This is a genomic window from Aminobacter sp. MDW-2, assembly GCF_014250155.1.
In the GTDB taxonomy this organism is placed as follows: domain Bacteria; phylum Pseudomonadota; class Alphaproteobacteria; order Rhizobiales; family Rhizobiaceae; genus Aminobacter; species Aminobacter ciceronei.
Genome location: NZ_CP060197.1, coordinates 2,301,467 through 2,327,651, shown reverse-complemented (window position 1 = coordinate 2,327,651; position 26,185 = coordinate 2,301,467). Strand labels below are relative to the sequence as shown.

Genomic DNA, 26,185 nt, shown 5'->3' with positions numbered 1-26,185 from the left:
GGCCCCGCGCAAGGCCCGCGCAAGACTGAGGCCATAGTGTTTGGAAATCTGCTCGGAGATTTCCATGGACCCCGTCAACCTGTTCGATCTGGCTGCCCAGCAGGCTCGCTGGCTCTCAGTGCGCCAGAACGCCATCGCCGGTAACGTCGCCAACGCCAACACGCCCGGCTATCGGACCAACGACATCGAGCCCTTCGAGAAAGTGCTCGACCGTTCGCGCGTCGCCATGGCGTCGACCCAGACGGGCCACCTCACCGGCGGCGCCACCGAAGCCGGTTACGCCATCAGGCCGGAGGATCCCAAGCACGCCGTTCTGCCTTCGGACAATACAGTTGCCGTCGAGGAAGAGCTCATGAAAGCCGGCGAAGTCCGCCGCTCGTTCGAACTCAACACGGCCATCGTCAAGGCCTTCCACCGCATGATCATGCTGAGCACGAAGGCCTGACCGGGATGGATCCGCTCGTCGCCGCCCTCAAGGTCGCCGGTTCCGGTCTCGGAGCCCAGTCGGAACGCCTGCGCATCGTTTCGGAAAACCTCGCCAATGCCCAGTCGACCGGCAACACGCCGGGCGCCGATCCCTATCGTCGCAAGACCGTCAGCTTCGCCGCCGAACTCGACCGCGCCACCGGAGCCTCGACCGTCGAGATCGCCTCGATCGGCCACGACCAGACGGCTTTTCCGCTGGAGTTCCAGCCCGGCAACGAGGCCGCCGACGCCGCCGGTTTCGTCAAGATGCCCAACGTCAATGTCATCATCGAAATGGCCGACATGACCGAGGCCAACCGCTCCTATGAAGCCAACCTGCAGGTCGTCAAGCAGGCGCGCGAACTCATTTCCATGACGATTGATCTTATGAGGAATCAGTAATGATCGGCTCCATCAGCCCAGTCGGCACCCAGCTACTGTCCAAGCCGACCAGCGTTGTGCCCGAGGCCGGCGCGGCTGCGGCAGGCGGCGGTGTCGCCTCGTCCTTCGCCGCCGCCCTCGCCGACGCAGCGACCGAAGCGCACAACACCTTGCGCCAGGCCGAGCAGCTGTCGCTCTCCGGCCTTCAGGGCAAGGCCGACACGCGTGAGGTTGTCGATGCCGTGATGAGCGCCGAGCAGGCCCTGCAGGCCGCCGTCGCCATCCGCGACAAGATCGTCACGGCCTATCTCGAAGTCAGCCGCATGGGCATCTGAGGAACAACCCGATGAAAGCGCTTGCAATTGCCGCCACGGGCATGAATGCCCAACAGACAAATCTCGAGGTGATCGCGAACAACATCGCGAACATCAACACGACCGGCTACAAGCGCGCCCGCGCCGAGTTCTCCGACCTGCTCTACCAGGTCGACCGCACCCAGGGCGTGCCCAACCGGGCCAATTCGGCGATCGTGCCGGAAGGCGTCTCGATCGGCCTCGGCGTCAAGACATCTGCGGTGCGCAACGTCCACATCCAGGGCGTGCCGACCAACACCGGCAACGAGTACGATCTCGCGCTGACCGGCAAGGGCTGGTTCCAGATCGAAGGCGCCGACGGTCAGACGCTCTACACCCGCGCCGGCTCCTTCAACAAGAACGCCACCGGCCAGCTCGTCACCGTCGACGGCTTCAACGTCATCCCAGCGATCAACGTGCCGCAGGACGCCGTCGAGGTCATCGTCAACAATTCCGGCCAGGTCTTCGCCCGGCTCGACAACCAGACGGCGCTCCAGCCGCTCGGGCAGCTGACGCTTGCCAACTTCGCCAACGAGGCCGGCCTCGCGCCGCTCGGCGACAATCTCTTCGCCGAAACCGAAGCGTCGGGCGCGGCCAATGTCGGCATTCCCGGCGACCCCGGCTACGCCACCATCCGCCAGGGCTACCTCGAAAGCTCCAACGTCGATCCGGTCAAGGAAATCACCGAGCTGATTTCGGCACAGCGCGCCTACGAGATGAACTCCAAGGTCATCCAGGCGGCCGACGAAATGGCCGCCGTCGTCTCCAAGAACATCCGGTGAAGATTATGCGGCGACGGCACGCCCTCCTCTACATCCGCTCGGCAGTCCTTGCTTTCGCCATGCTTGGCGGCGCAGCGCAGGCTGCCGACCAGGAGGTCGTGCTCGTTCCCAACCGCGTCATCTATCCCGGCGAGACGATCGCCTTGTCCTCGCTCAAGGAAGTCACCCTCAAGCCGGGCAAGGTGCGCCCCGACGCAGTCGCCACCATGGCCGACGAGCTCGACGGCCGCATCGCCAAGCGTACGCTTTTGCCCGGCCGCTATGTTCCGATCACCGCGCTGCGCGAGGCCTGGCTGGTCGACCGCGGCGCTTCCGTTCAGGTCGTCTTCGCCTCCGGCCCGCTGATGATCTCGGCCGCGGCCGTGACGCTCGAGCCAGGTGCAGCCGGCGACGTCGTCAAGGTCCGCAACCTCGACAGCGGCAAGGTCTTCACGGGCACGGTCATGGCCGACGGCTCGATCCGCGTGGGTGCCATATGATCCGTAGACTGTTGCTCGCCGCAATCGCCGTGTTCGGCCTGCAAACCGCTTATGCCGACGGCCCCGATGGCGTTCCGGCCGGTCAGCTGAAGGCCGGCGGCAAGGCGGCTGCCGGCGGTTACGCCACAACCGAATTCGGCGGCGGCAATGGCGGCGACGGCGACTTCATCGCCACCTCGGGCGATGGCGGCCGTCAGACCACGCTCAATTCGGGCACCGCCGCCAATCTCGTCAATGTCCGCATCAAGGACGTCGCCTCGCTCCAGGAAGCCCGCGACAACCAGGTTGTCGGTTACGGTCTCGTCATCGGCCTGAACGGCTCGGGCGACAGCCTGCGCAATTCGCCCTTCACCGAGCAGTCGATCCGCGCCATGCTCGAAAATCTCGGCATCGCCTCCGAGGATGGCCGGGCGCGCGTTCGCAACGTTGCCGCCGTCATCGTCACCGCCAACCTGCCGGCCTTCGTCCAGGCCGGCGCACGCATCGACATCAACGTTTCCTCGCTCGGCGACGCCTCATCGCTGGCCGGTGGCACACTTGTGATGACCCCGCTCAAGGCGCCCGATGGCGAGATCTACGCCGTCGCCCAAGGGTCGGTGCTGGTCTCCGGCTTCAACGCGCAGGGCAAGGCCGAGCAGGTCACGCAAGGCGTTCCGACCTCCGGCCGCGTTCCCAACGGTGCCATCGTCGAACGCGAGGTCAAGGCCCGCTTCGCCGACGAGAACGTGCTCACGCTGCAGCTGTTCAATCCTGACTTCTCGACCTCGGTGCGCATTGCCGACGCCATCAACGACTATGCCCGCCACCGCTTCGGCAAGCGTGTCGCTGGCGAGCAGGATTCGCGTGTCGTCGTCATCCGCAAGCCCGAAGGCGTTTCGACCGCACGCTTCTATGCCGAGCTTGAGAACCTGATGATCATGTCGGACGTCCCCGCGCGGGTCGTCGTCGACGAGCGTACCGGCACCATCGTCATCGGCAACGAGGTCAAGATCTCGCGCGTCGCGATCAGCCACGGCACGCTCACGGTTCGCATCACCGAGCAGCCGCGCGTCGTCCAGCCCGAGCCGTTCTCGCGCGGCGAAACTGCGGTCGAAGATGCTACAGTCATCGAGACAGAGCGTGCCGATTCCAAGCTCGCCTTGCTCGACGGCCCGGATCTGCAGACGCTGGTCGCCGGCCTCAATCGCCTCGGCGTCAAGCCGGATGGCATCATCGCAATCCTCCAGGGCATCAAGTCGGCAGGCGCGCTGCAGGCCGACCTGGTGGTCCAGTAAGCCATGGCCATGACCAACGCCCTCTCGCACATCCGTCGCCACGCACTTGCCGCGGCAGCACTCGGCGTCGTCTTTGCCGGTGCCGCATCCGCCGAACAGGCCGCGCCGAAGGCGCCCGTGGTCCAGGGCACGCCGACGCGGGTCATCGAGCGCGAGGCCCCGAAGGAACCCGTCGAGGCTGCCGTGCCGCCGGTCGAACAGAGCGAGGTCGAGCGCTTCTGTTCCAACATTGCCGACGCTGCCCGCGACCGCCGTTACCAGTTGCAGGCCGAGGAGTTGAAGAAGCTGCAGGCCGAGGTCGACAAGCGCATCGCCCTGCTCGAGGAGCGCAAGACCGAATACGAAACCTGGCTGAAGCGCCGCGAGGTCTTCCTCGCCCGCGCCGAGGAAGGTGTCGTCCAGATCTATTCACGCATGAAGCCCGATGCCGCCGCCGAGCGCCTGGCGGTGATGAACACCGACCTCGCCGCCGCCATCATGATGAAGCTCGACGCGCGCAAGGCGAGCGTCATCCTGAATGAAATGGAAAGCAAGGTCGCGGCGGAACTGACCCGCATCATCGCGAGCGCCGCACGCCGGGAAGACCCCACATGATCAGAAAAGCCCTCCTCGCCGCAGCCATGGCCAGCCTTGCCGGCTGTGGCTCCAACCTCAAGGAAATCGGCAAGGAGCCGACGATGTCGGCCGTCGGCTCCGGCATCGAGGATGGCAGCTCGTCGATGTACCGCTATCCTGAATCGCCTGCCGCACCGCCGAAGCGCTTTTCGCTGTGGCAGGACAAGCAGAGTCGCATGTTCACCGACCCGCGCGCGCTGCAGCCGGGCGACATCCTGACCGTCAAGATCGAGATCGACGACAGGGCCCGTTTCCAGAACGAGTCCGAGCGCAACCGCGTCACCAACCGGACCATTGCCGCTGGCCTCAATGTCGAATGGGACGGTGCCAAGACCGGTGGCAAGGGCGATGGCAGCGCCGGCTCCAAGTCGATTTATTCCGGCGACGGCGCCACCACGCGGTCCGAGAAGCTCAACCTGCTCCTCGCCGCCGTCGTCACCGACGTGCTGCCCAACGGCAATATGATGATCCGGGGCTCGCAGGAGGTGCGCGTCAACGCCGAGCTGCGCGTCTTGACCATCGCCGGCATCGTCCGTCCGTCCGACATCGGTCCGGAAAACACTATTCCCTACGAGCGTATCGCCGAAGCCCGCATCTCTTATGGTGGCCGCGGCCGCATCACCGAGGTCCAGCAGCCGCCATACGGCCAGCAGTTCCTCGATCAGGTCCTCCCCTTCTAGGTCCGGGACATGTCAGACATAGATCAGTTCCTCCCCCAGAAGCCCGGCCCCTCGCTGGTCGTCCAGCTCGGCATCCTGGCGGTGCTGACCGTCGGAGCCATCGGCATGGGCTGGCTGTCGGGTGGCTACCTCAAGGGCGAGAGCACACCTGTCGAGCAAGCTGCTCCCGAAGCGCCCAAGGCCCACGCCGCCAAGGAAGAAGCGCCGGCCGAGCATGGTCCGGCCAGCGAAGCTGCAGGCACTCTGGTGCAATTGCCGGCCATCACCGCCAATCTCGCGGCACCCGACACGATGTGGATTCGCCTCGAGGTCTCGCTGGTGCTCGACGCGCCGCAATCCGCAGACCTCGCCGAGCGCGTCCACCAGGACCTGCTCGCCTACGTGCGCACGCTCCGGATCCACCAGGTCCAGGGCGCCAGCGCTTTCCGCCACCTCAAGACCGACCTCGACGAACGCGCCGCGATCCGCAGCGATGGCCACGTCAAGGAAGTGCTGATCAGAACGTTGCTCTTCGAATGAAAAAGTTCCTGGCCACCGCAGCCATCCTCGCTGGCGCAATTGCGCCGGCGAGCGCGCAGCAGCTCGACCTGAGCCAGCTCGGCAACACCGATGGCGCCACCATCGGTTACATCATCCAGATGTTCGGCCTGCTCACCGTGCTTTCGGTGGCACCGGGCCTGCTGATCATGGTGACCAGCTTCACCCGCTTCGTCATCGCCTTCTCGATCCTGCGCACCGGCATCGGCTTGCAGTCGACGCCGGCCAACCTGATCCTGATCTCGCTGTCTTTGTTCATGACCTTCTACGTCATGGCGCCGACCTTCGATCAGGCCTGGCAGAACGGCGTCAAGCCGCTGATGGACAACCAGATCACCCAGGTTGAAGCTGTCGACCGCATTTCCGACCCGTTCCGCACCTTCATGATGCGCAATGTCCGCGACAAGGACTTCAGCCTGTTCGCCGACCTCGCCCGCGAACGCGGCCAGACGGTGTCGGAAGACAAGGTCGACCTGCGCATCCTGGTCCCGGCCTTCATGATCTCCGAAATCCGCCGCGGCTTCGAGATCGGCTTCCTGATCGTGCTGCCCTTCCTCGTCATCGACCTGATCGTCGCCACCATCACCATGGCGATGGGCATGATGATGCTGCCGCCGACAGTGGTGTCGTTGCCATTCAAGATATTGTTCTTCGTGCTCATCGACGGCTGGAACCTGCTCGTCGGCAGCCTCGTTCGATCTTTCACCTAGATCACCGCGCGTCCGCTTGCGGGCGCGCCATCACCGGAATCCGGGATGACGGCCGCAGTCCGCTTTGCGCGAACTGCGGCCAACGTGTTTTTGGGGCGCGCACAAATCCCGGGAAAATCAGCAAGTTAATGCGCGTTAACCATACCGCTTAGACCTTTGGTAGCTTCTATCGTGGAGATTGCCGGGCATGGCGGGTGATCCTCACGGAGAGATCATGGGCATGATGCCGCTCCGCCATACCGGTCGGTCCGGTATGTCCCTGTACTTCAGCATATCCTAGGGGCGTAATTCCCATGTCCAGCATCAATACCAACGCGTCAGCAATGACCGCGCTGCAGACCCTCGCAGCCACCAACAAGTCGCTCAACGTCACCCAGGGCCGCATCGCCACGGGTCTCCGCGTCGCAGAAGCTTCCGACAACGCCGCCTACTGGTCGATCGCCACCACGATGCGTTCGGACAACAAGGCCCTCTCGACGGTCCAGGATTCGCTCGGCCTTGGCGCTTCGAAGGTCGACACCGCCTACACCGGCATGAACAAGGCCATCGACACGCTCAACGACATCAAGGTCAAGCTGGTCGCCGCCAACGGCGCTTCGGCTGCCGACAAGGAAAAGATCGACACCGAAATCAAGGCGCTGCAGAGCCAGCTGAAGGCCTATGCCGACGGCGCCACCTTCTCGGGCTCGAACATGCTTTCGGTCGACACGACGACCGGCCATGCCGTCGCCGGCACCGCCGACGACGTCAAGATCGTTTCGGCCTTCAACCGCGATGCATCGGGCACGGCCTCGATCTCGACCATCGACGTCAAGGTTCAGGACATCAAGCTCTATGACGCCTCGGCTGCCTCCACCGGCCTGACCGATGGTATCCTCGATGCACACCGCCTCGGCACCGGCGCGCGCGTCGCTGCCGCCTCGAACCCGACGGCCGGCGCTGCCGCTGTCGGCACCGACACCTACACCGTGGCGACGCTTTCGGTTAAGGGCTTCAGCGATACCCAGATCGGCGCCATGCTCGGCGTTGTCGAAGGCGCGCTGAAGGAAATGACGACTGCCGCCACCAACCTCGGCGCCGCCAAGAGCCGCATCGAGCTGCAGAAGGCCTTTACGTCCAGCCTGATGGACTCGATCGACCGCGGCGTCGGCCAGCTCGTCGATGCCGACATGAACAAGGAATCGACCCGCCTGCAGGCCCTCCAGGTCCAGCAGCAGCTCGGCATCCAGGCGCTGTCGATTGCGAATGGCAACTCGCAGTCGATCATGTCGCTGTTCCGCGGCTGACCGAACCGTCTCAGGCATTCCGTATCAGGACGGGCCGCACCTCAGGTGCGGCCCGTTTTGCGTCTGCCCGGAGCATTCAAAATAAATCCCAAGATTATCCGCAATGTTTCTAACGCTTAGCGATTTGGTAGGGAGTATCGGAGAGATTACCCGGCATGGCGGGTGATCCCTCGGGGATCATGGGCATGATGCCGCTCCGCCATACCGGTCGATCCGGTATGTCCCTGTACCTTTGCATTTCCTAGGGGCGTAATTCCCATGTCCAGCATCAATACCAACGCGTCAGCAATGACGGCGCTGCAGACGCTTGCAGCCACCAACAAGTCGCTCAACGTCACCCAGGGCCGTATCGCCACGGGTCTCCGCGTTGCAGAAGCCTCCGACAACGCCGCCTACTGGTCGATCGCCACCACCATGCGTTCGGACAACAAGGCGCTTTCCACCGTTCAGGATTCGCTCGGCCTCGGCGCGTCGAAGGTCGACACCGCCTACACCGGCATGAACAAGGCCATCGACACGCTCAATGACATCAAGGTCAAGCTGGTCGCCGCCAACGGCGCGTCTGCCGCCGACAAGGCCAAGATCCAGACCGAAATCAAGGCGCTGCAGGGCCAGCTGAAGGCCTATGCCGACGGCGCGACCTTCTCGGGTGCCAACTACCTCTCGGTTGCCTCCGACAAGAACGCCGCGGGCGCCGCAGCAGCCGCCGACACCGGTGTCCAGCAGGATGCCAAGATCGTTTCGGCCTTCAACCGCGACGCGTCGGGCACCGCGTCGATCTCGACCATCGACGTCAACGTCGAAGGCATCAAGCTCTATGATTCGGGTGCCGGCACCCCGGCCAACGTCAAGAACGCCGGTATCCTCGACCGCCAGACCGCAATCTGGAGCTCAAAGGCTGCCCAGACTGCCTACGACAGCGCCTATGCTGCCTCGGTGGCAGGTGGCGGCACCGACACCGCATCGGCGACGGCTGCCGCAACCGCGGCCGCAGCAGCTGACGGCACGGCTACGTCCATCGCTGGCGTCTCCGTCGCCAACCTCGACATCACCGCTGCCGGCGTCACCGACGCCTTCATCGGCTCGATGCTGAGCAAGGTCGAAGGCGCGCTCAAGTCGATGACGACCGCTGCAACCAACCTCGGCGCTGCCAAGAGCCGCATCGAGCTGCAGAAGGCCTTCACCTCGAGCCTGATGGACTCCATCGATCGCGGCGTCGGCCAGCTCGTCGATGCCGACATGAACAAGGAATCGACCCGTCTGCAGGCCCTCCAGGTCCAGCAGCAGCTCGGTATCCAGGCGCTGTCGATCGCCAATGGCAACTCGCAGTCGATCATGTCGCTGTTCCGCGGCTGATCGAACCGTCTCAGGCACATCTTGGGAAAATGGGCTGCACTTCGGTGCGGCCCATTTTTATTTCGGATCTTCTTCCGCTCGACACGCCACCGGGCAGCCCGGTCAGCCAAATATTCTACAAATCGGCGTTGGTTAATCGGCCATTTTCTCGAAAGTTAGAGTTTTAGAAATGTCTATACGACATTGATGCTTCATGGCGGGTGATCGACAACGATCATGGGCATGATGCCGCTCCGCCATACCGGTCGGTCCGGTATGTCCCTGTTTTTTGTTGTTTTTTCGGGGCGTATTTTCCCATGTCCAGCATCAATACCAACGCGTCGGCAATGACCGCGCTGCAGACCCTGTCTGCCACCAACAAAGCTCTCAACACCACCCAGGGCCGTATCGCAACGGGTCTCCGCGTCGCGGAAGCTTCCGACAACGCCGCTTACTGGTCGATCGCCACCACCATGCGTTCGGACAACAAGGCCCTGTCGACGGTCCAGGATTCGCTCGGCCTCGGCGCGTCGAAGGTCGACACCGCCTACACCGGCATGAACAAGGCCATCGACACGCTCAACGAGATCAAGGTCAAGCTCGTCGCCGCCAATGGCGCGTCGAACGCCGACAAGGCCAAGATCCAGACCGAAGTGAAGGCCCTGCAGGACCAGCTCAAGTCCTATGCTGACGGCGCGACCTTCTCCGGCACCAACATGCTGTCGGTCAACAGCGGCGCCGCCGCTTCTCCCGACGTCAAGGTCGTTTCGGCCTTCAACCGCGATGCATCGGGCACGGCCTCGATCTCGACCATCGACATCAAGGTCGAGAGCATCAAGCTTTATGAAGCCGGCACTGGCGTCGCCACCACCGGCAAGGGCATTCTCGACTCCGAGCGTACCTCTGCTGGCGTCGAAGGCACGGCCAATGCCGTCACCCTCGGCACTTACGATGCCGCCGACACCTTCCAGGTCGCCACGATGAAGCTGACGGACGGCACGCTGTTCGCCAACGACCAGCAGCTGACCCAGATGCTCGGCGTTGTCGAAAGCGCGCTCAAGGACATGAACACGGCCGCCACCGACCTCGGCGCCGCCAAGAGCCGCATCGAGCTGCAGAAGTCGTTCACCTCGAGCTTGATGGACTCCATCGATCGCGGCGTCGGCCAGCTCGTCGATGCCGACATGAACAAGGAATCGACTCGTCTGCAGGCCCTCCAGGTCCAGCAGCAGCTCGGCATCCAGGCGCTGTCGATCGCCAACGGCAACTCGCAGTCGATCATGTCGCTGTTCCGCGGCTGATCGAATCGTCTCTGGCATTTTGCATCAGAGCGGGCCGCACCTCAGTGCGGCCCGCTTGCGTTTGGGTCCGCACCCGTGTTGTCGCGCTGAAAGATCGAGGAAACTCCAAATATTTCAATGTTCTAACAAACGAACCTCATACGGTTGTTAGCAGTTCGGTAAGGTTAAGATGCGATAGTCCTTGGCATGGCGGGTGACCCCTTCTTGGCGATCATAGGCATGATGCCACGCCGCCATACCGGTCGATCCGGTATGTTCCAGTATTGCTTTTTCCTAGGGGCGTAATTCCCATGTCCAGCATCAACACCAACGCGTCGGCAATGACGGCGCTGCAGACGCTTTCCGCCACCAACAAGTCGCTGAGCACCACCCAGGGCCGCATCGCCACAGGTCTGCGCGTTGCTGAAGCTTCCGACAACGCGGCCTACTGGTCGATCGCAACCACCATGCGTTCGGACAACAAGGCGCTCTCGACCGTGCAGGATTCGCTTGGCCTCGGCGCTTCGAAGGTCGACACCGCCTATACCGGCATGAACAAGGCCATCGACACGCTCAACGACATCAAGGTCAAGCTGGTCGCCGCCAACGGCGCATCGGCTGCCGACAAGGAAAAGATCGACACCGAGATCAAGGCCCTCCAGAAGCAACTCCAGGCCTATTCCGACGGCGCCACCTTCTCCGGTACCAACATGCTCTCGGTCAAGAGCGGTGCTGCTGCAACCGCAGCCGACGACGTCAAGATCGTCTCCGCCTTCAACCGCGACGGCGCCGGCTCCGCTTCTGTGTCGACCATCGACGTCAAGGTCGATGACATCAAGCTGTTCGAGACCGGCGGTGCTGCCGCCATCAAGACCGGCATCCTGGATGGCCAGCGTCTCGGCACCACCGGCGTCCGTGCCGCCCTGTCCGCCCCGACCCCCGGCACCGATGCCGCAACCGACACCTACTCGGTCATGACAGTTTCGGTCAAAGGCTACTCCGATGCGCAGCTCACCAAGCAGCTTGGCGTTGTCGAAGCAGCACTCAAGGAAATGACGACGGCCGCTACCAACCTCGGCGCTGCCAAGAGCCGCATCGAACTGCAGAAGGCCTTCACCTCCAGCCTGATGGACTCCATCGACCGCGGTGTGGGCCAGCTCGTCGATGCCGACATGAACAAGGAATCGACCCGTCTGCAGGCCCTCCAGGTCCAGCAGCAGCTCGGTATTCAGGCGCTGTCGATCGCCAACGGCAACTCGCAGTCGATCATGTCGCTGTTCAAGGGCTGATGCCCCGGCGCCAAAACATCTCCAGTCGTGAAATCGGGCCGTACCCCATGGGTGCGGCCCGATTTCATTTTGCCCTGTCCGCCGCCTTCTCCTCGCCTGGCGGCGCCGGATAGCTTCGCGCAAGTTACGGCGAGCATAGATTCCGCCACGTAACGGTAAATGCGAAGGCCTGTCGTCGTGTGGTCTTTAATCTGCCGTTAACCATAAGTTCGTAGTTATGGTTAACCAATTGCTATGACGGTTCGGCTGCCACGGGCAGAACGTACGGCATCCGCAACCGGTTCGCGGCGGCAGATCGCGCGGCTCTGACAGAGGGGTTTATTTCGATGTCCAGTATTATGACCAATGCTTCGGCGTTGACGGCGCTTCAGAGCCTCAACACCACGAACAAGGCTTTGAACACCACCCAGGCCCGCATCTCGACCGGCTTCCGCGTCGCGGAAGCCTCCGACAACGCCGCCTACTGGTCGATCGCCACCACCATGCGCTCCGACAACAGGGCACTCTCGACGGTCCAGGACGCGCTCGGCCTCGGCGCCTCGAAGGTCGACACCGCATATACCGCGATGCACAAGTCGATCGACACTCTCAACGACATCAAGGTCAAGCTTGTCGCCGCCGCCAATGGCTCGGACGCCGACAAGAACAAGATCGACGTCGAGATCAAGGCGCTGCAGGCACAGCTCAAGAGCTATGCCGACAGCGCCAGCTTCTCCGGAGCCAACTGGCTTTCGGTCAATTCGACGACAGCTGCCGGCCATTCGGCGGCCGGCGTCCACAATGACGCCAAGATCGTTTCGGGCTTCATCCGCGACAACTCGGGCACAGTCACGCTGGCAACGATCGACATCAAGGTCCAGAGCGTGAAGCTCTACGACGCCGCAGCCACCAACAACGTCAACAAAGGCATCCTCGAAGGCCTTCGCCTCGGCACCACGGGCGTGCGCGACAACACCGCCGTCAACCCGACGACCCCGGGTGCAGCGGTTGCCGCCACAGACGGCTACGCCGTTGCGACCCTTTCGGTGAAGGGCTTCAGCTTCGACCAGATCCTGCAGATGGTGAAGGTCACCGAAACGACCCTCGCCGAGATGACCGACGCCGCCACCACGCTCGGCGCGGCCAAGAGCCAGATCGACCTTCAGAAGACCTTCACCACCAGCCTGATGGACTCCATCGACCGCGGCGTCGGTCAGCTCGTCGACGCAGACATGAACAAGGAATCGACCCGCCTGCAGGCCCTTCAGGTCCAGCAGCAGCTCGGCATCCAGGCGTTGTCGATCGCCAATTCGAACTCGCAGAACATCCTGTCGCTGTTCAAGAGCTGACGCCTCGGCCCCGAAAGCCGGTTTCGGCGTTCGGAAACGCCTGAATCCAGGTTGCACTTCGGCAACAACAATCCCGACGAAATGCCATGGGCCGCGCAACTTGCGCGGCCCATAACATTTTCGCACAAGCTTCGCGGGCTAGGGTCTCTCCGGAAAGTATTGCGGGGAACTTACGCACGTGCCCGAACAGCTACAGAGCATCGTCGCCAATCTCAGGAGTTTCGGCCCACGCCGTCTCGCCATGCTGGGTGGTATCGCAGCACTGGTGATCGCCATCGTCGGCGTGGCATCCGTCTATCTCAACCGTCCTGCCTACGAGACGCTCTATGTCGGCCTCGAACGCTCCGACGTGAACCAGATCGGCATGGTGCTGGGCGAAGCGGGCATCGGCTTCGACGTCGCCTCCGACGGCACCACCGTGCTGGTCCCTGCCGGCAGCACCGCGCAAGCCCGCATGCTGCTCGCCGAAAAAGGCCTGCCCACCAGCGCCAATGCCGGCTACGAGCTGTTCGACAATGTCGGCTCGCTCGGCCTCACCTCCTTCATGCAGCAGGTCACCCGTGTCCGCGCATTGGAAGGCGAGATCGCCCGCACCATCCAGTCGATATCAGGCATAAAGGCCGCCCGTGTTCACATCGTCATGTCCGAGCGCGCCAATTTCCGCCGCGACGAGCAGAAGCCGTCGGCCTCGGTCGTCATCCGCGCCGCCAGCATGGATGCCGACAAGAGCGCCATGTCGATCCGCCATCTCGTTGCCGCAGCCGTCCCCGGCCTCGATGCCGAGCGTGTGACGGTTCTCGATTCGAGCGGCAATTTGCTCGCCGCCGGCGACGACCCCAACAATTCGAGCGCCGCCCGCTCCATCGGCGTCGAGCGCACCGTCGAAACCCAGATCGAGGACAACATCCGCCGTGCGCTGGCAGCCTATCTCGGGCCGGACAATTTCCGCGCCAGCGTCAAGGCTGACGTCAACACCGACTCGCGCCAGACCGAAGAGACGATCTTCGATCCGGAATCACGCGTCGAGCGCTCCGTCCAGGTGGTCCGCGCCAACGAGAATTCCAACCAGAAGCAGTCGTCGACACCTGCCACCGTCGAGCAAAACTTGCCCGATGCCGAGGCCGCTGCCACCGACGGCCCGCAGTCGACCTCGGCCAGCGACCGCAAGGAAGAGATCACCAATTACGAGATGAACTCCAAGCGCATCGCCACGGTGTCGAATGGCTATTCGGTAACCAAGATGTCGATCGCCGTGGTTGTCAACCAGCAGCGCCTGGCAGCCATCCTCGGCAAGGACGCGACGCCCGAGGCCATCGCCGCCCGCGTCGCCGACATCCAGAAGATGGTGACCTCGGCCACCGGCTTCGACGAAAAGCGCGGCGACCTGATCAACGTCTCGGCGGTCGAGTTCATCGACGGCCTCGACGGCGAGGTCATCGAGAGCCCCGGCATCATGGCCTCGATCGGCCAGCACGCAGGAACGATGATCAACGCCGCAGCCTTCATCGTCGTCGTTTTCCTCGTCGCCTTCTTCGGTCTGAGGCCGATGGCAGCCGCACTGTCCGGTTCGTCCGCAGCTCCTGCCCTGCCCACCTTCGCCGGGCCGAGCTTCGAGGAGATGCAGCGCGCCTTGCCGAATGCAGAGGGCATGGCCTCGTTCGAGGAAGAGCCCGCCGCATTGTCCGACCAGCGGCCGCACGCCATGGACGACCTGCGCAACAAGCTGCGCCCTGCCCCGCAGGACCGCCTCGCCCGCATGGTCGACATCAATGAAGAGCGCACCGCACTGATCCTGCGCAAATGGGCCGGTAACGAGGTTGCCGCGTAATGTCGATCGCAGCGCTTTTTGAACGGCTGACCGATTTCGCACCGCTCGCGCCAAATCCGCATCCGCATGCCGGCCAGCCCGAAACCTCGGCCACGGAATATCCCAAGGCGGTTCCGGATCTGGATATCCCGGCAATCATCGCCGAAGCCGTCGCCCAGGCCGAGGCCGATTTGACCACACGCCTGAGCGAGGAGTACGAGATGGTGCTCGAGGCCGAGCGCCAGCGCCACGCCGAGGAGGTCGCCTCGCTTGGCGCCCGCTTCGGCAGCGAGGCCGGCGAGGTCATCGCCAAGCGCATCGCCGAGATGGAGACGCGTATCGTCCACCTCACCACCGACGCCGCCGCCCGCGTTGTCGCGACGCTGGTCAGTGACGACATCCGCCAGCGCTCGATCGATGCCCTGTCCAGCGCCATCATTGCCGCCTGTGCCGACCGCGAAGCGGTGCGCATCAAGGTCAGCGGCCCACAGTTCTTGTTCGACGCGCTCGCTGCAGCCATCGGCCATCGCATCGACAATGTCGACTTCATCGAAGCAGTCGGCTTCGATCTCAGCGTCGCGATCGACGACAACCTGTTCGAGACCCGCCTCGGCGAATGGTCTTCGGCGCTTTCCGAGACCTTGCCATGAACGGTCCTGACGGCGCCGAGCCACGCCACGAGATCGTCATCGTCAGGCGAGCCCATTCCGACCATGACGACGGCCACCATGGCGGCGCCTGGAAGATCGCCTTCGCCGACTTCATGACGGCGATGATGTGCTTCTTCCTCGTCATGTGGCTGATCAGTGCCGCCAACGAGCAGACCAAGGCGGCTGTCGCCAGCTACTTCAACCCCGTCAAGCTGGTCGACCGCAATGCCAGCCGCAAGGGCCTCGAAGAACTCGGTGACGGTCCCAATTCGGTCGGCCTGACTGCCGAGAACCCGCAGGAAGCCAGCGCCAAGGCAGGCTCCGATGGCCGCGGCAATGCCGGCCCGTCGACGGAGAAAAACTCCGCTGACGCCAGCCCTGCCGCCAACCGCTCCGACGAGCACCTGTTTGCCGACCCCTACGCTGTGCTCGCCGAAATCGCCCAGGACACCGGCGCCAAGGCCAACATCTCGGAACGCAACGAAGGCGGTGCCCAGAATGCCGGTCCGGCCAGCGGCGCCTCTGGCGGAGAAGCCTATCGCGATCCGTTCGCACCCGATTTCTGGACCGAGCAGGTGGCAACGCCTGCCGCCGAAGCAAGTGCCGAGCGCGCCGCGATCGAAGGCGAACCGGCAAAGCCCGGCGACAAGACCGAGCGTTCGGCCAAGACCGATCCGGTGAAGGCCGAAGAACAACAAGCCAAGCCCGCCGAGCAGGCGCCACCAGTCCAGGCAGCACCGGCTCCCGCAGCGCGCGAAACCGCCGCCAAGCCGGGCGATGCTCCCGAGCGCGACACCAACGAAGCTGGAGAATTGGCCGAGGCGCCAAAGCCCAGGGACGAGGCACCGACACGCGAAACCGTCAACGATGCCGACGCCATCCGCCGCGAACTCGCCGAGGCGATCAAGTCGGGCGGCGCCCTGCCCGACGGTCTCTCGGTCGTCGCCACAGACAAGGGCGTCGTCATCTCGGTCACCGAGCAGTTCGATTTCGGCATGTTCGAAATCGGCTCCGCCGTGCCGCGCAAGCAGCTTGTGCTCGCCATGGAAAAGATCGCCAAGACGCTTGCCACCCACGAGGGCAACATCTCGATCAACGGACACACCGACGCGCGTCCGTTCCGTGGCGGCGGCTATGACAACTGGCGCCTGTCCACCTCGCGCGCCCACTCAGCCTACTACATGCTCGCCCGCGCCGGGCTTGACGAAAAGCGTATCGTCGAGGTCGCCGGTTTCGCCGACCGCAAGCTGAAGGATAAGGCCGAACCGTTCTCGGCCACCAATCGGCGTATCGAAATCCTGCTGGAGCGCGCCGAATGAGGCTGGCGGCAACCCTGTCCGGTGCCGCGCTGATCGCCCTGCTAGTCGCGGGCGTACCCGGCCGTGCCGTGGCCAGCGAGGCGCCGGCGCTCGAGCCTTACCAGCTGGTGCGCTGCCTGCAGCTGTTGCAGGACCGCATCGCCTCCGGCGATCAGGCTTCGCTGCCGTTGCAGCGCCGGCTGCTCGAAATGACCGACGAGCGCATGCGAACCGCCGATGTCGACGCATTCAAAGATCCCAAGAATTTTCGCGCCCTGCTGATCTATGCGATGAGCGGCGGCAACCCGCTGACCATCGAGCAGGTGGTTTCGCGTCTGGAGCTTGAAGAGGCCGACCAGAAGCTGGCGCAAGGCGTCATCGATTATCTCCGAGGCAAGCCCAAGGGCACGGTGGAGGCGCTGGCCGCGGTCGACCCGCTGACGCAGATTTCTGAACTCGGTGCCTTTCTGGCGCTGGTCAAGGGTTCGGTCAGCATCGCCGAACAGCCCGAGCAGGCGATGAAGCTGTTCGACCAGGCCAGACTGCTCAGCCCCGGCACGCTGGTCGAGGAAGCCGCCCTGCGCCGCTCGGTTGCGCTCGCTACCCGGCTTGAAGATGGCGGCCGCTTCCTGCGCAACTCGACGCAATATGTTCGCAGCTACCTGCGCTCGCCTTATGCCAGCCAGTTTGCCGATGCCTTCGTTGGCGGCGTCGTTGCCCTGCACAAGTCGATCAATCTCGACACGCTCGCCGAAATCACCGCGATGATGGACGCCGAGCAGGAACGGGTCGTCTATCTCCGTATCGCCCGCCGTGCCGCCATCGACGGCCTGACCGAACTGTCCACCTTTGCCGCTGCCAGGGCCGTGAAGAGTCGTGACGGCGCACCCGGCGGTGCTGACCCGCGCGCCCAGCTTTATTCCGGCCTGTCGTCGGTCACTTCCGGCACCGCCGCAGACATACTTGGCAAGCTCGGCGGCATCGATCGCGACAAGCTGTCCAAGGGCGACCGCGCCTTGCTCGACGCCGTCGAGGCCGTTGCCTCGGAGCTGACGTCGGCTGTTCCGGCGGCACCCGCAAGCGCATCGAAACCGCTGGATATCGGCGATCTGCCGCCGGCGGCGATCGAGATCACGCCGCCACCGGCGGATCCGATGATCCCCGACGCCGTCGAGGCATCTGCAGAGGCTGCGCCCGCCCAGTCGGCGGCCCCCGAGGTCCCGGCAGCAGCACCCGCGTCGCCTCCGGCTGAGCAGCCGGCAACGGTCGCGGCGCCCAGGGTCGTGCCACTGACAGCGGAACAGCAACCGGAACCAGCGGAACCGGAAGATCCCAAGATCACTGAAGCGCGCCGCACGCTTGAATCCATTGACGAACTGCTAGGAGGCTCCCCCAAATGACCGACGCCATCAGCGCGGCCCTGGTGAGCCCGCTCGCGCGCCATTCATCCGGCCATGAGCGCAATGCCCTCGCCAGCAATGACGACCAGCCTGATTTCGGCCAGGCGCTGGGCTCACCGAACAAGGGCGAGCCGAAATCGAAAGGTCATGCCGCCGATCACGATGCCCCGCGCCAAAAGGGCCTGAACAAGCTCGCAGAGCGGCTTGCCGCACGTGACGCGCTCGCCGAAGCCGAGGGCAAAACACCCAGGATCGGCGAAGCTGCCGAGGACGCGACACCCGAAATAGCCGAGCCACAGCCGGATGCCACGACGAAGGACGTCAAAGCAGAAAAGACCGAAGAGCCTGCATTGCCGCTGGTGCTTGCACTGAGCGAATTACGCAAGGCGGGCGCCCAGCCGGCAAAGGCTGGTTCCGCCGACGCGACCGAAGTCGAGGAGAGCAAGGCCAGCGCACAGCCAGAGGCTGCAGGCGATGCGTCTGAGCCGGAACTCGCAGCCCTCGTCACGAGCGGCAAGACCGCGCGCCAAGCTACCACCGGAGCCGCGCCGCAGTCCGCGGCACCTGTTTCGGCACCCGCGACAGGCTCCACGCCCGAGACGCAGCAGGCAGCACAATCCGGCACGCCGGAAACCGCCAGCGACGTCGCAGCCAGGGCCGACAAACCGGCACGACCGACACCTGTCAGGCAAGCCGAACAACCCTCCGTCGGCAACACCGTCACCGTCATGTCGGAGCAGTCGATCCCCGCACCGGCGAGCACTGGCGCGGGCAGCACCGCGGGTGCGCTGGCGCTCGACATCGCCTCCGCGGCTACGCGCCATGTCGCTGCCGTATCATCGGTCCAGCAGCTCCAAAACAGCGCATCCAGCACACCCGGCGCGCAGGCTCTCAAGATCCAACTGCGCCCCGTCGAACTGGGCATGGTCACAGCCAATCTTCACCTCGCCGGCGAGCAACTGTCGGTTGAAATCGAGGTTGAGAACACCGAGGCCTACAACAGGCTTTCGTCCGACCGCGAGGCGATCAACAGCGCCCTTCGCGGCCTCGGTTTCGACGTTGACCGCGTCACCATCCTGCAGCCGCAGTCGACGAATGCCCGCGCTGACGGCGGCGCTGCCAACGGCTTCGCAGGCCGTGACCAGGCATCCGCCCAGTCGGGCGGGACAGGTGGTGAAGGTGGCAATTCCAGCAATGGGCGTCAGAGTGGGAACGCTGCAAATGACGAAAGCAATTCGCGCAACATCTCGTCGTCTGGCGCTGATCGCCCTGGCAGCAGCCGCTACATCTAGCGCCGCCACCACGATCGCTGCAGCTGCGGCCAATCCGTGCGAGCCTGAGATCCTGCGCGCCGCCGACCGCTACGGCGTGCCGGTGGGCATTCTCTATGCCGTTGGTCTGACCGAAACCGGAAAGAAGGGCAGCTTGCAGCCTAACGCCTTGAACATAGAGGGAAAAGCCGTCTTTCCCAGGAATGAGGCCGAAGCCGTTGCGGCCTTCGAGACTGCGCGTCGCGAAGGCAAGACACTGATCGATCTCGGCTGCATGCAGATCAACCACCGATACCACGCAACCGAATTCCGCTCGGTGCGCGACATGCTCAATCCGCGCCTCAATGTCGACTATGCCGCGCGCTTTCTCGTCAGCCTGCACTCGCGTCATGAGTCCTGGTCGATGGCGGTCGCGCGTTATCATGCCGGCCCCAACAACGACCCTGCACAAAAACGCTACGTCTGTCGCGTCATCGCCAACATGGTCGCCACCGGCTTCGGCCGCTGGACGGAAAACGCCCGGACCTTCTGCAACCCATAGGCGTTTCCAGCCGAACCGAACCAGACACGGGCCGTTACCCCGCCCCTCATTACAGGCTTGCGCAAGGATGCACGCATATCGTGCAACCTGTTCAACCCATGCGATTCCAGACTCCCTAAAAAATAGCGGCAAGAATTCACGATTGGTCGCCTTGGTCCCGACCCATTACCGATTGGTTAACAGGGCATTTTTACTGATTCGGGGGCGGAATCATGATCGTAATCGTGGACGAGCGAGAGCTCGTCACCAACGGATATAATTCACTCTTCGACCGGGAAGGTGTGGCGTGCGCAGGCTTCCGTTCGACCGAATTCGGCGAATGGGTTTCCAGCGCTCCCGACGAGGATCTGCGTTCCGTTCGCGCCTTCCTCATCGGCGACTGCAACGAGGGTTCGATCTCGCCGCGTCAGCTGCGAGACCGTACCAAAGCCCCGGTCATCGCCCTCAGCGAACAGAACAATCTCGAAAACACGCTCAAGCTTTTCGAGTCGGGTGTCGACGACGTCATCCGCAAACCCGTCCACATTCGTGAGATCCTTGCCCGCATCTCGGCCATCCGCCGTCGCGCCCAGGAAGACACCGGCTTCACCCAGATCGGCGCAATGCGCATCTTCATGGACGGCCGCGACCCCGAGATCGACGGCGAGCCGATGCCGCTGCCGCGCCGTGAGCGTCGCATCCTCGAGTATTTGGCAAGCAACAGCGGCCGTCGCGTCACCAAGACCCAGGTCTTCAACGCGATCTACGGTGTCTTCGACGAAGAAGTCGAAGAAAATGTCGTCGAAAGCCACATCTCGAAGCTGCGCAAGAAATTGCGTGAGCGTCTTGGCCACGACCCGATCGATTCGAAGCGTTTCCTCGGCTACCGGCTGATCGTCTGACCAGCCTCGCGCAAGACATGCCACGTAACTTCACCAGCGTGGCATGAGATTTGAGGAGACCACCGATGAGCCTTTACGGAATGATGCGAACCGGCGTTTCGGGCATGAATGCCCAGGCGAACCGGCTGTCGACGGTCGCCGACAACATCGCTAACTCGAGCACGACCGGCTACAAGCGCGCCTATACCGAATTCTCGTCGCTGGTGCTGCCCAGCACGCCCGGCGCCTACAATTCCGGCGGCGTCACCACCAAGGTTCTAAACGCAGTCGCCAAGGACGGCACGCTCCAGTACACGACGTCGGGCACCGACCTCGCGGTCCAGGGCAACGGCTTCTTCGTCGTCCAAGACGCGTCCGGTTCGCCCTACCTCACCCGCGCCGGTTCGTTCGTGCCCGACGGCCAGGGTCGCCTCATCAATGCCGCCGGTTACCAGCTGATGGGCTACAGCTACGCAAATGGCATTCCGGCCGCCACCGCCAACGGCTTCGATGGCCTGGTGCCCGTCCAGATCTCGAGCTCCGAGCTCACCGCGCTGCCGACCAAGAACGCCACCTTCACGGCCAACCTGCAGAGCGACGCTGCCGTCTCCGCCGGCCCGCTCCCGAGCACGAATGCCGCCGGCGCGACCTATACGTCGAAATCGTCGATGGTCATGTACGACAATCTGGGCGCCAAGAAGATCGTCGACATCTACTACACCAAGACCGGCGCCAATACCTGGGACGTCGCCGTGTACGACCAGTCCAAGGCGGCGGCCGGAACCTCATTCCCCTATGCCGCAGGCGGTCTGCTGACCAACAGCACCATGACCTTCGACGGCACCACCGGCAAGCTGACCAGTGCCGGCAGCCTCAGCTTCACCGTCCCGAACGGTGCGCCGGTGACTCTCGACATCTCCAAGATGACGCAGCTGGCATCGCCCTACACCGTGACCAAGGCCGTTGCCGACGGCAACGGACCGAGCACCATCGAACGTGTCGAGATCGACACCGACGGCACCATGTACGCCCAGTACGCGGACGGTTCGATGAAGCCTCTGTTCAAGATTCCTCTGGCCGACGTGGCAAGCCCCGACCGTCTCAACAGCCTTTCGGGTAACGTGTTCCGCGAGAGCGCCGACTCCGGCCCGGTCCAGATCGGCTTCGCCGACTCGGGCGGCCTCGGTAAGATGATCTCGGGCGCGCTCGAAAACTCCAACGTCGACATCGCCGAGGAACTCACCGCGATGATCGAGTCCCAGCGTAACTACACTGCCAATTCCAAGGTCTTCCAAACCGGAGCGGACCTGATGGATATCCTCGTCAACCTGAAGAGATAGGACTGACGGGCTTATCGCCCGCTGGAAAAACATAGCATGTCGCTGTCGTCTGCCATTAGCATAGCCCAATCTGCGCTTCGCAACACGTCGCGCCAGACAAGCACTGTTTCCCGCAACGTCGCGGATGCATCAAATCCTGACTACGTGCGCCGCACAGCCGTGCTCGCCAGCACCGGCCCCGGGGCGCGCGTGGTCGAAATCCAGCGTGCGACCAACGAGCAGCTGTTTCGCCAGAACCTGTCTGCCCTGGCCGACTTCACCGGCCAGAACACCCTCCTGGAGGGGCTGCAGAAACTTTCACTCGACGTCAACGGCTCGGAAAACAAGGGCTCGGTCGCAACCCAGCTCGGCAAGTTCCAGCAAGCGCTGCAGCTTTACGCGGCAGCCCCCTCCAACCAGAACCTCGGCACGGCGGCGATCGACGCCGCCCGCCAGGTGGTGCGCTCGCTCAACGACGGCAGCGATGCCATTCAGCGCATCCGCACCGAGACCGACAGCGAGATCGCGACCACCGTCGATGATCTCAACAGGCTTCTCGCCGATTTCGAGCAGGCCAACAAGACGATCATCCAGGGCACCCGCGCCGGCCGCGACGTCAACGACTCCCTCGACCAGCGCGACGCAATCCTGAAGAAGATTTCCGAGATCGTGCCGATCTCGACCTTCAAGCGCGGCGACAACGACATGGTCATCACCACAGGTGATGGCACCACCCTGTTCGAGACCGTCCCACGGGCGGTCACCTTCCAGCCGCTGGCGGGTTACTCCGCCGGCGTGACCGGCAACAAGATTCTCATCGACGGCGTGCCGCTTCAGCCAGGCGTCGGCGCCAACACCAACGCCGGCGGCAAGCTCGCCGGCATGATACAGCTCCGCGACAGTGTCACCACCACGATGCAAGCGCAGCTCGACGAGATGGCGCGCGGACTGATCACCGCCTTCTCGGAGACGGCACCAGCCCTTGCCGACCAGGCCGGCCTGTTCACCTGGTCCGGCGGCCCGGCGGTCCCGCCGGCGGGCGTACTGGTCAATGGCCTTGCGCGCTCGATCAAGATCAATCCGGCGGTCGACCCGCAGATCGGCGGCAATCCCAAGCTGTTGCGCGATGGCGGCATCAACGGCGCGGCCTATGTCAAGAATCCCGCCAGCAACGCTTCTTATGCCGACCTGCTGATCTCCTATGGCAACCGCATCGACCAGACGATGACTTTCGATCCGGCCGCGGGTATCGCCACAAGCTCGAGCCTCAGCACCTTCTCGACCAATTCGATCGGTTGGTTCGAGGGCATGCGCAAGCAGGCGGACACCGCCGCCCAGACCAAGGAAGCGCTGGCTATCCGCACCGCCGAGGCCCTGTCAAACGATACCGCTGTCAATGTCGACATCGAGATGTCGAAGATGCTGGAACTCGAGCAGTCCTATCAGGCCACAGCCCGGCTGTTGAAGGCGGTCGACGACATGCTGGCAGCCCTCCTGGGCGCGGTGAGATAGCGCGATGAAAGCGACGTTCGTCTCCTCCTCCGCGGTCACCAGCGCCCTGCGCTACTCGATGCTGCGCCAGCAGTCCGAGCTCATCAAGGCGCAGAAGGAGGCCAGCTCCGGCTTTGTCGCCGACACCGGCTTGGCACTTGGCGCCCGCACCGCGCAGTCGGTCACACTCCATCGCGACCTCGAGCGCCTCGATGGCATTGTCGACAGCAACGGCCTGGTGTCGTCGCGCCTGTCAGCGACGCAGAAGTCGCTCAACGAGGTCGGCAAGGCCGCACAGACCTTCCTTGCCAGCCTGACCAGCAGTTCCTCCGGTGATGCCGCCTACGCGCTGACCCAGAAGGCGGCGCGCGGCACGCTCGACACGTTGACCTCGGTGCTCAACACCAGCCTCAACGGCGAATATCTGTTTGCCGGCACCAACACCGACGTCAAGCCGATCAACGAATTCAAGGCCGGCTCGCCGGCCAAGGCGGCATTCGACACTGCCTTCCAGACACATTTCGGCTTCACGCAGAACGATCCGGCGGCGCAGTCGATCTCGGCCACCCAGATGGACACTTTCATGACCTCGGTCGTCGAGCCGATGTTCCTCGGCGCCGGCTGGCAGGCCAATTTCTCCAATGCCACCGACCAGGGCATCACCAGCCGCATCACGCTCAACGAAACCACCGAGTCCTCGGTCAGCGCCAACAATGCCGGCATCCGTAAGGTCGCCATGGCCGCCGCCATGGTCAGCGACCTGCTCGATTCCAATGTCGGCGCTGCGGCCCGCGGCGCGCTGGTCACCCGCGCCGTGTCGATTATCGGCAGCGCCATCAGCGACATAGGCCAGCTGGAATCGCAGACCGGCATCATCGAGCAGCGCGTCACCAACGCCACCGATCGCATCAAGATGCAGATGGACCTGTTCGAGCGCCACATCATCAACACCGAGGGCGTCAACCCCGAAAAGGCGGCGACACGCGTCAGCGACCTGATTTCGATGATCGAGAGATCCTACGCATTGACGGCACGTATCCAGAAGCTCAGCCTGATGAATTACCTCTGACCTGAACGGCAACAAACGGGACGCATATGTATCAATTCTCCTATGCCGACATTCAGACCGACTCCGTCGCCGATGCGCGGGATCGCGAACGTCAGCTTCTCAGCCGCTCAATCGACATGCTGATAAGGGCCAGCGAAGCCGGAGCCAATTCCAACGAGGCGATCGCCGCACTGAACTTCACCAACCGCGTCTGGACCTCCCTGATGGACGATCTCGGCAACCCCGAGAATGCTCTCCCCAAGGAGCTCCGCGCCAACCTCATTTCGATCGGCCTGTGGCTGCTACGCGAGTCAGAAGACATCCGCCAGGGCCGCTCCGAAAGCTTCGAGGGCCTGATCGAGGTCTCGCAAATCATCCGCGACGGCATACAATGAAAAACACGCTCAAGATCTCGCTGAAGGCCAACGAGAAGATCTACATCAACGGTGCCGTGGTGCGCGCCGACCGCAAGGTCTCGCTCGAACTGCTCAACGACGTGCAGTTCCTGCTCGAAAGCCATGTGCTGCAACCCGAGCAGGCCTCGACGCCGCTGCGCCAGCTCTACTTCATCCTGCAGGTCATGCTGGTCGATCCGATCGGCGCGGTCCAGGCGCGCGACATGTTCCGCCGCTCGCTGCCGCTGCTGCTCGCCACCTTCGACAATGCGGAAATCCTCTCCAGCCTGAAGCATGTCGACCGCCTCGTTGCCGAGGATCATGTCTACGAGGCGCTGAAGACCATCCGCTCCCTCTATCCACTCGAACAGCGCATCATCGCCGGCGAAGAGACGGCAACGGTGCAACCCGCCCGCGCAGCCGGAGGCAGATTCTGATGCCCATCGATTTCTCCGTGACGCCGCCTGTCGGCTCCAACACCGGCGCCAACAAGTCGACCGGCTCCAAGACGCAGGTCGACTACCAGTCCTTCCTCAAGCTGCTCATGGCGCAGATGAAGAACCAGGACCCGACCAAGCCGATGGAATCGACCGAATATGTGGCGCAGCTCGCCACCTTCTCGCAGGTCGAGCAGTCGGTGCAGATGAATGCGCGCCTCGACCAGATCCTGCAGTCCTCGGCGCTCGCCCAGGCAGACGCCCTGATCGGCCGCAACATCACTTCGGCCGACGGCAAGACGTCGGGCACGGTCACCGAGGTCCGTCTCGCCAAGGACGGCGTCACCGCCGTGCTGTCCGACGGCAAGACCGTCGCGGTCGTCGCGGGCGTCAAGGTCAAGGCTGCCGCGTGAACGAAGCCGATGCCCTCGACCTTGTCCAGTTCGCCATCTGGACGGTGCTGACTGCCTCCGCGCCCGCGGTGGCGGCAGCCATGCTGGTTGGCGTCGGCATCGCCCTGATCCAGGCCCTGACCCAGATCCAGGAAATCACGCTCACCTTCGTGCCCAAGATCGTCGCCATCTTCCTGGTGGTGGCGCTGACCGGCCCGTTTATCGGCGCCCAGATTTCCAGCTTCACCAACGTCATCTTCGAGCGCATCGAAAACGGCTTCTGATGGCTGCGTGGCAAGCCTGTTCGCGCACCGCGACCTGAGACCGTCCCTGTGGACCTTAGCCGCGCCGCCACTGGACCATGCCGGCATCGTACAAATGGGTTCACCCGGCCAGCCGATCATGGTCTAGTCATTCCTGCATGATCGAAATCGATTCCCCGAACAGGTCGTGCATCCACAGGAGGGCCACGGCGTCCTTTG

The 26,185-nt window shown here is 63.7% G+C and carries 29 protein-coding genes; all 29 read left to right on the top strand.

Features of this window, described 5'->3' with window-relative positions; translation table 11 throughout:
• Positions 1 to 64 precede the first annotated feature (64 nt).
• The 29 genes from flgB to fliQ all read left to right on the top strand — a co-directional run bounded on the left by flgB (position 65) and on the right by fliQ (position 25,987).
• Positions 65 to 445, top strand: coding sequence for a flagellar basal body rod protein FlgB (flgB, locus tag H5P29_RS11335; protein WP_067958577.1), 381 nt, complete (start codon positions 65 to 67; stop codon positions 443 to 445).
• Positions 446 to 450: 5 nt separating this feature from the next.
• Positions 451 to 867, top strand: coding sequence for a flagellar basal body rod protein FlgC (gene flgC, locus H5P29_RS11330; RefSeq protein WP_067958576.1), 417 nt, complete (start codon positions 451 to 453; stop codon positions 865 to 867).
• Entirely contained in the window at positions 867 to 1,181 is a 315-nt protein-coding gene (locus tag H5P29_RS11325) for a flagellar hook-basal body complex protein FliE (protein WP_067958573.1), read from the top strand. Before flgC ends, H5P29_RS11325 begins: the two co-directional genes overlap by 1 nt.
• 11 nt (positions 1,182 to 1,192) lie before the next feature.
• Entirely contained in the window at positions 1,193 to 1,981 is a 789-nt protein-coding gene (gene flgG / locus H5P29_RS11320; RefSeq protein ID WP_067958571.1) for a flagellar basal-body rod protein FlgG, read from the top strand.
• Positions 1,982 to 1,986: 5 nt separating this feature from the next.
• A complete protein-coding gene (gene flgA, locus H5P29_RS11315) occupies positions 1,987 to 2,460 on the top strand; it encodes a flagellar basal body P-ring formation chaperone FlgA (protein ID WP_067966205.1) in 474 nt (157 codons plus the stop codon).
• Entirely contained in the window at positions 2,457 to 3,734 is a 1,278-nt protein-coding gene (locus tag H5P29_RS11310) for a flagellar basal body P-ring protein FlgI (RefSeq protein WP_067958568.1), read from the top strand. Before flgA ends, H5P29_RS11310 begins: the two co-directional genes overlap by 4 nt.
• 9 nt (positions 3,735 to 3,743) lie before the next feature.
• Entirely contained in the window at positions 3,744 to 4,328 is a 585-nt protein-coding gene (locus tag H5P29_RS11305) for a MotE family protein (protein ID WP_154386450.1), read from the top strand.
• Complete coding sequence (gene flgH, locus H5P29_RS11300) at positions 4,325 to 5,029, top strand: flagellar basal body L-ring protein FlgH (protein ID WP_067958564.1); 705 nt, start codon at positions 4,325 to 4,327, stop codon at positions 5,027 to 5,029. The genes H5P29_RS11305 and flgH overlap by 4 nt, the downstream gene beginning before the upstream one ends.
• Positions 5,030 to 5,038: 9 nt before the next feature.
• Positions 5,039 to 5,548, top strand: coding sequence for a flagellar basal body-associated FliL family protein (locus tag H5P29_RS11295; protein WP_067958562.1), 510 nt, complete (start codon positions 5,039 to 5,041; stop codon positions 5,546 to 5,548).
• On the top strand, positions 5,545 to 6,276 hold the full coding sequence (gene fliP, locus H5P29_RS11290; RefSeq protein WP_067958555.1) for a flagellar type III secretion system pore protein FliP: 732 nt from the start codon (positions 5,545 to 5,547) through the stop codon (positions 6,274 to 6,276). Before H5P29_RS11295 ends, fliP begins: the two co-directional genes overlap by 4 nt.
• A 293-nt stretch (positions 6,277 to 6,569) precedes the next feature.
• Complete coding sequence (locus tag H5P29_RS11285; RefSeq protein WP_067958545.1) at positions 6,570 to 7,562, top strand: flagellin; 993 nt, start codon at positions 6,570 to 6,572, stop codon at positions 7,560 to 7,562.
• Positions 7,563 to 7,820: 258 nt separating this feature from the next.
• Positions 7,821 to 8,918 carry a flagellin gene (locus H5P29_RS11280; protein ID WP_067958540.1) on the top strand — a complete coding sequence of 366 codons (1,098 nt, stop codon included), beginning with the start codon at positions 7,821 to 7,823 and terminating at the stop codon, positions 8,916 to 8,918.
• A 296-nt stretch (positions 8,919 to 9,214) separates the two neighbouring features.
• Entirely contained in the window at positions 9,215 to 10,198 is a 984-nt protein-coding gene (locus H5P29_RS11275) for a flagellin (RefSeq protein ID WP_067958538.1), read from the top strand.
• A 290-nt stretch (positions 10,199 to 10,488) separates the two neighbouring features.
• Positions 10,489 to 11,466: a flagellin gene (locus H5P29_RS11270; protein WP_067958536.1), complete on the top strand. Its 978-nt coding sequence runs from the start codon at positions 10,489 to 10,491 to the stop codon at positions 11,464 to 11,466.
• A gap of 326 nt (positions 11,467 to 11,792) precedes the next feature.
• Positions 11,793 to 12,794, top strand: a complete 1,002-nt coding sequence (locus H5P29_RS11265; RefSeq protein ID WP_067958535.1) for a flagellin — start codon at positions 11,793 to 11,795, stop codon at positions 12,792 to 12,794.
• Between the two features lie 178 nt (positions 12,795 to 12,972).
• Positions 12,973 to 14,622 (top strand): flagellar basal-body MS-ring/collar protein FliF, encoded by a 1,650-nt coding sequence (gene fliF / locus H5P29_RS11260; RefSeq protein ID WP_067958533.1) that lies wholly within the window; start codon positions 12,973 to 12,975, stop codon positions 14,620 to 14,622.
• Positions 14,622 to 15,251 carry a hypothetical protein gene (locus H5P29_RS11255; RefSeq protein WP_154386451.1) on the top strand — a complete coding sequence of 210 codons (630 nt, stop codon included), beginning with the start codon at positions 14,622 to 14,624 and terminating at the stop codon, positions 15,249 to 15,251. Before fliF ends, H5P29_RS11255 begins: the two co-directional genes overlap by 1 nt.
• Entirely contained in the window at positions 15,248 to 16,570 is a 1,323-nt protein-coding gene (locus H5P29_RS11250) for a MotB family protein (RefSeq protein ID WP_067958526.1), read from the top strand. The genes H5P29_RS11255 and H5P29_RS11250 overlap by 4 nt, the downstream gene beginning before the upstream one ends.
• The gene (locus tag H5P29_RS11245) at positions 16,567 to 17,949 is read left to right on the top strand and encodes a chemotaxis protein MotC (RefSeq protein WP_154386452.1); all 1,383 of its coding nucleotides are present in this window, start codon (positions 16,567 to 16,569) and stop codon (positions 17,947 to 17,949) included. Before H5P29_RS11250 ends, H5P29_RS11245 begins: the two co-directional genes overlap by 4 nt.
• Positions 17,946 to 19,241, top strand: coding sequence for a flagellar hook-length control protein FliK (locus H5P29_RS11240; RefSeq protein ID WP_154386453.1), 1,296 nt, complete (start codon positions 17,946 to 17,948; stop codon positions 19,239 to 19,241). The genes H5P29_RS11245 and H5P29_RS11240 overlap by 4 nt, the downstream gene beginning before the upstream one ends.
• Positions 19,171 to 19,761, top strand: coding sequence for a transglycosylase SLT domain-containing protein (locus H5P29_RS11235; protein ID WP_154386454.1), 591 nt, complete (start codon positions 19,171 to 19,173; stop codon positions 19,759 to 19,761). The genes H5P29_RS11240 and H5P29_RS11235 overlap by 71 nt, the downstream gene beginning before the upstream one ends.
• A 212-nt stretch (positions 19,762 to 19,973) precedes the next feature.
• Positions 19,974 to 20,642, top strand: a complete 669-nt coding sequence (locus H5P29_RS11230; protein WP_067958516.1) for a response regulator transcription factor — start codon at positions 19,974 to 19,976, stop codon at positions 20,640 to 20,642.
• A gap of 65 nt (positions 20,643 to 20,707) precedes the next feature.
• The gene (locus tag H5P29_RS11225) at positions 20,708 to 21,961 is read left to right on the top strand and encodes a flagellar hook protein FlgE (protein ID WP_067958514.1); all 1,254 of its coding nucleotides are present in this window, start codon (positions 20,708 to 20,710) and stop codon (positions 21,959 to 21,961) included.
• A 36-nt stretch (positions 21,962 to 21,997) separates the two neighbouring features.
• Positions 21,998 to 23,452 carry a flagellar hook-associated protein FlgK gene (flgK, locus tag H5P29_RS11220; RefSeq protein ID WP_067958512.1) on the top strand — a complete coding sequence of 485 codons (1,455 nt, stop codon included), beginning with the start codon at positions 21,998 to 22,000 and terminating at the stop codon, positions 23,450 to 23,452.
• 4 nt (positions 23,453 to 23,456) lie between these two features.
• Positions 23,457 to 24,500, top strand: coding sequence for a flagellar hook-associated family protein (locus tag H5P29_RS11215; RefSeq protein ID WP_067958510.1), 1,044 nt, complete (start codon positions 23,457 to 23,459; stop codon positions 24,498 to 24,500).
• Between the two features lie 26 nt (positions 24,501 to 24,526).
• Positions 24,527 to 24,874 carry a flagellar biosynthesis regulator FlaF gene (flaF, locus tag H5P29_RS11210; protein WP_154386455.1) on the top strand — a complete coding sequence of 116 codons (348 nt, stop codon included), beginning with the start codon at positions 24,527 to 24,529 and terminating at the stop codon, positions 24,872 to 24,874.
• Entirely contained in the window at positions 24,871 to 25,311 is a 441-nt protein-coding gene (flbT, locus tag H5P29_RS11205) for a flagellar biosynthesis repressor FlbT (RefSeq protein WP_067958505.1), read from the top strand. Before flaF ends, flbT begins: the two co-directional genes overlap by 4 nt.
• Positions 25,311 to 25,724, top strand: coding sequence for a flagellar hook assembly protein FlgD (gene flgD, locus H5P29_RS11200; protein WP_154386456.1), 414 nt, complete (start codon positions 25,311 to 25,313; stop codon positions 25,722 to 25,724). The genes flbT and flgD overlap by 1 nt, the downstream gene beginning before the upstream one ends.
• A complete protein-coding gene (gene fliQ, locus H5P29_RS11195) occupies positions 25,721 to 25,987 on the top strand; it encodes a flagellar biosynthesis protein FliQ (RefSeq protein WP_067958500.1) in 267 nt (88 codons plus the stop codon). Before flgD ends, fliQ begins: the two co-directional genes overlap by 4 nt.
• Positions 25,988 to 26,185 lie beyond the last annotated feature (198 nt).

Bases quoted from the DNA above. Each gene is read 5' to 3' on its own strand.
- flgB (WP_067958577.1), top strand. From the start codon at position 65: ATGGACCCCGTCAACCTGTTCGATCTGGCTGCCCAGCAGGCTCGCTGG.
- flgC (WP_067958576.1), top strand. From the start codon at position 451: ATGGATCCGCTCGTCGCCGCCCTCAAGGTCGCCGGTTCCGGTCTCGGA.
- H5P29_RS11325 (WP_067958573.1), top strand. From the start codon at position 867: ATGATCGGCTCCATCAGCCCAGTCGGCACCCAGCTACTGTCCAAGCCG.
- flgG (WP_067958571.1), top strand. From the start codon at position 1,193: ATGAAAGCGCTTGCAATTGCCGCCACGGGCATGAATGCCCAACAGACA.
- flgA (WP_067966205.1), top strand. From the start codon at position 1,987: ATGCGGCGACGGCACGCCCTCCTCTACATCCGCTCGGCAGTCCTTGCT.
- H5P29_RS11310 (WP_067958568.1), top strand. From the start codon at position 2,457: ATGATCCGTAGACTGTTGCTCGCCGCAATCGCCGTGTTCGGCCTGCAA.
- H5P29_RS11305 (WP_154386450.1), top strand. From the start codon at position 3,744: ATGACCAACGCCCTCTCGCACATCCGTCGCCACGCACTTGCCGCGGCA.
- flgH (WP_067958564.1), top strand. From the start codon at position 4,325: ATGATCAGAAAAGCCCTCCTCGCCGCAGCCATGGCCAGCCTTGCCGGC.
- H5P29_RS11295 (WP_067958562.1), top strand. From the start codon at position 5,039: ATGTCAGACATAGATCAGTTCCTCCCCCAGAAGCCCGGCCCCTCGCTG.
- fliP (WP_067958555.1), top strand. From the start codon at position 5,545: ATGAAAAAGTTCCTGGCCACCGCAGCCATCCTCGCTGGCGCAATTGCG.
- H5P29_RS11285 (WP_067958545.1), top strand. From the start codon at position 6,570: ATGTCCAGCATCAATACCAACGCGTCAGCAATGACCGCGCTGCAGACC.
- H5P29_RS11280 (WP_067958540.1), top strand. From the start codon at position 7,821: ATGTCCAGCATCAATACCAACGCGTCAGCAATGACGGCGCTGCAGACG.
- H5P29_RS11275 (WP_067958538.1), top strand. From the start codon at position 9,215: ATGTCCAGCATCAATACCAACGCGTCGGCAATGACCGCGCTGCAGACC.
- H5P29_RS11270 (WP_067958536.1), top strand. From the start codon at position 10,489: ATGTCCAGCATCAACACCAACGCGTCGGCAATGACGGCGCTGCAGACG.
- H5P29_RS11265 (WP_067958535.1), top strand. From the start codon at position 11,793: ATGTCCAGTATTATGACCAATGCTTCGGCGTTGACGGCGCTTCAGAGC.
- H5P29_RS11255 (WP_154386451.1), top strand. From the start codon at position 14,622: ATGTCGATCGCAGCGCTTTTTGAACGGCTGACCGATTTCGCACCGCTC.
- H5P29_RS11250 (WP_067958526.1), top strand. From the start codon at position 15,248: ATGAACGGTCCTGACGGCGCCGAGCCACGCCACGAGATCGTCATCGTC.
- H5P29_RS11245 (WP_154386452.1), top strand. From the start codon at position 16,567: ATGAGGCTGGCGGCAACCCTGTCCGGTGCCGCGCTGATCGCCCTGCTA.
- H5P29_RS11240 (WP_154386453.1), top strand. From the start codon at position 17,946: ATGACCGACGCCATCAGCGCGGCCCTGGTGAGCCCGCTCGCGCGCCAT.
- H5P29_RS11235 (WP_154386454.1), top strand. From the start codon at position 19,171: ATGACGAAAGCAATTCGCGCAACATCTCGTCGTCTGGCGCTGATCGCC.
- H5P29_RS11230 (WP_067958516.1), top strand. From the start codon at position 19,974: ATGATCGTAATCGTGGACGAGCGAGAGCTCGTCACCAACGGATATAAT.
- H5P29_RS11225 (WP_067958514.1), top strand. From the start codon at position 20,708: ATGAGCCTTTACGGAATGATGCGAACCGGCGTTTCGGGCATGAATGCC.
- flgK (WP_067958512.1), top strand. From the start codon at position 21,998: ATGTCGCTGTCGTCTGCCATTAGCATAGCCCAATCTGCGCTTCGCAAC.
- H5P29_RS11215 (WP_067958510.1), top strand. From the start codon at position 23,457: ATGAAAGCGACGTTCGTCTCCTCCTCCGCGGTCACCAGCGCCCTGCGC.
- flaF (WP_154386455.1), top strand. From the start codon at position 24,527: ATGTATCAATTCTCCTATGCCGACATTCAGACCGACTCCGTCGCCGAT.
- flbT (WP_067958505.1), top strand. From the start codon at position 24,871: ATGAAAAACACGCTCAAGATCTCGCTGAAGGCCAACGAGAAGATCTAC.
- flgD (WP_154386456.1), top strand. From the start codon at position 25,311: ATGCCCATCGATTTCTCCGTGACGCCGCCTGTCGGCTCCAACACCGGC.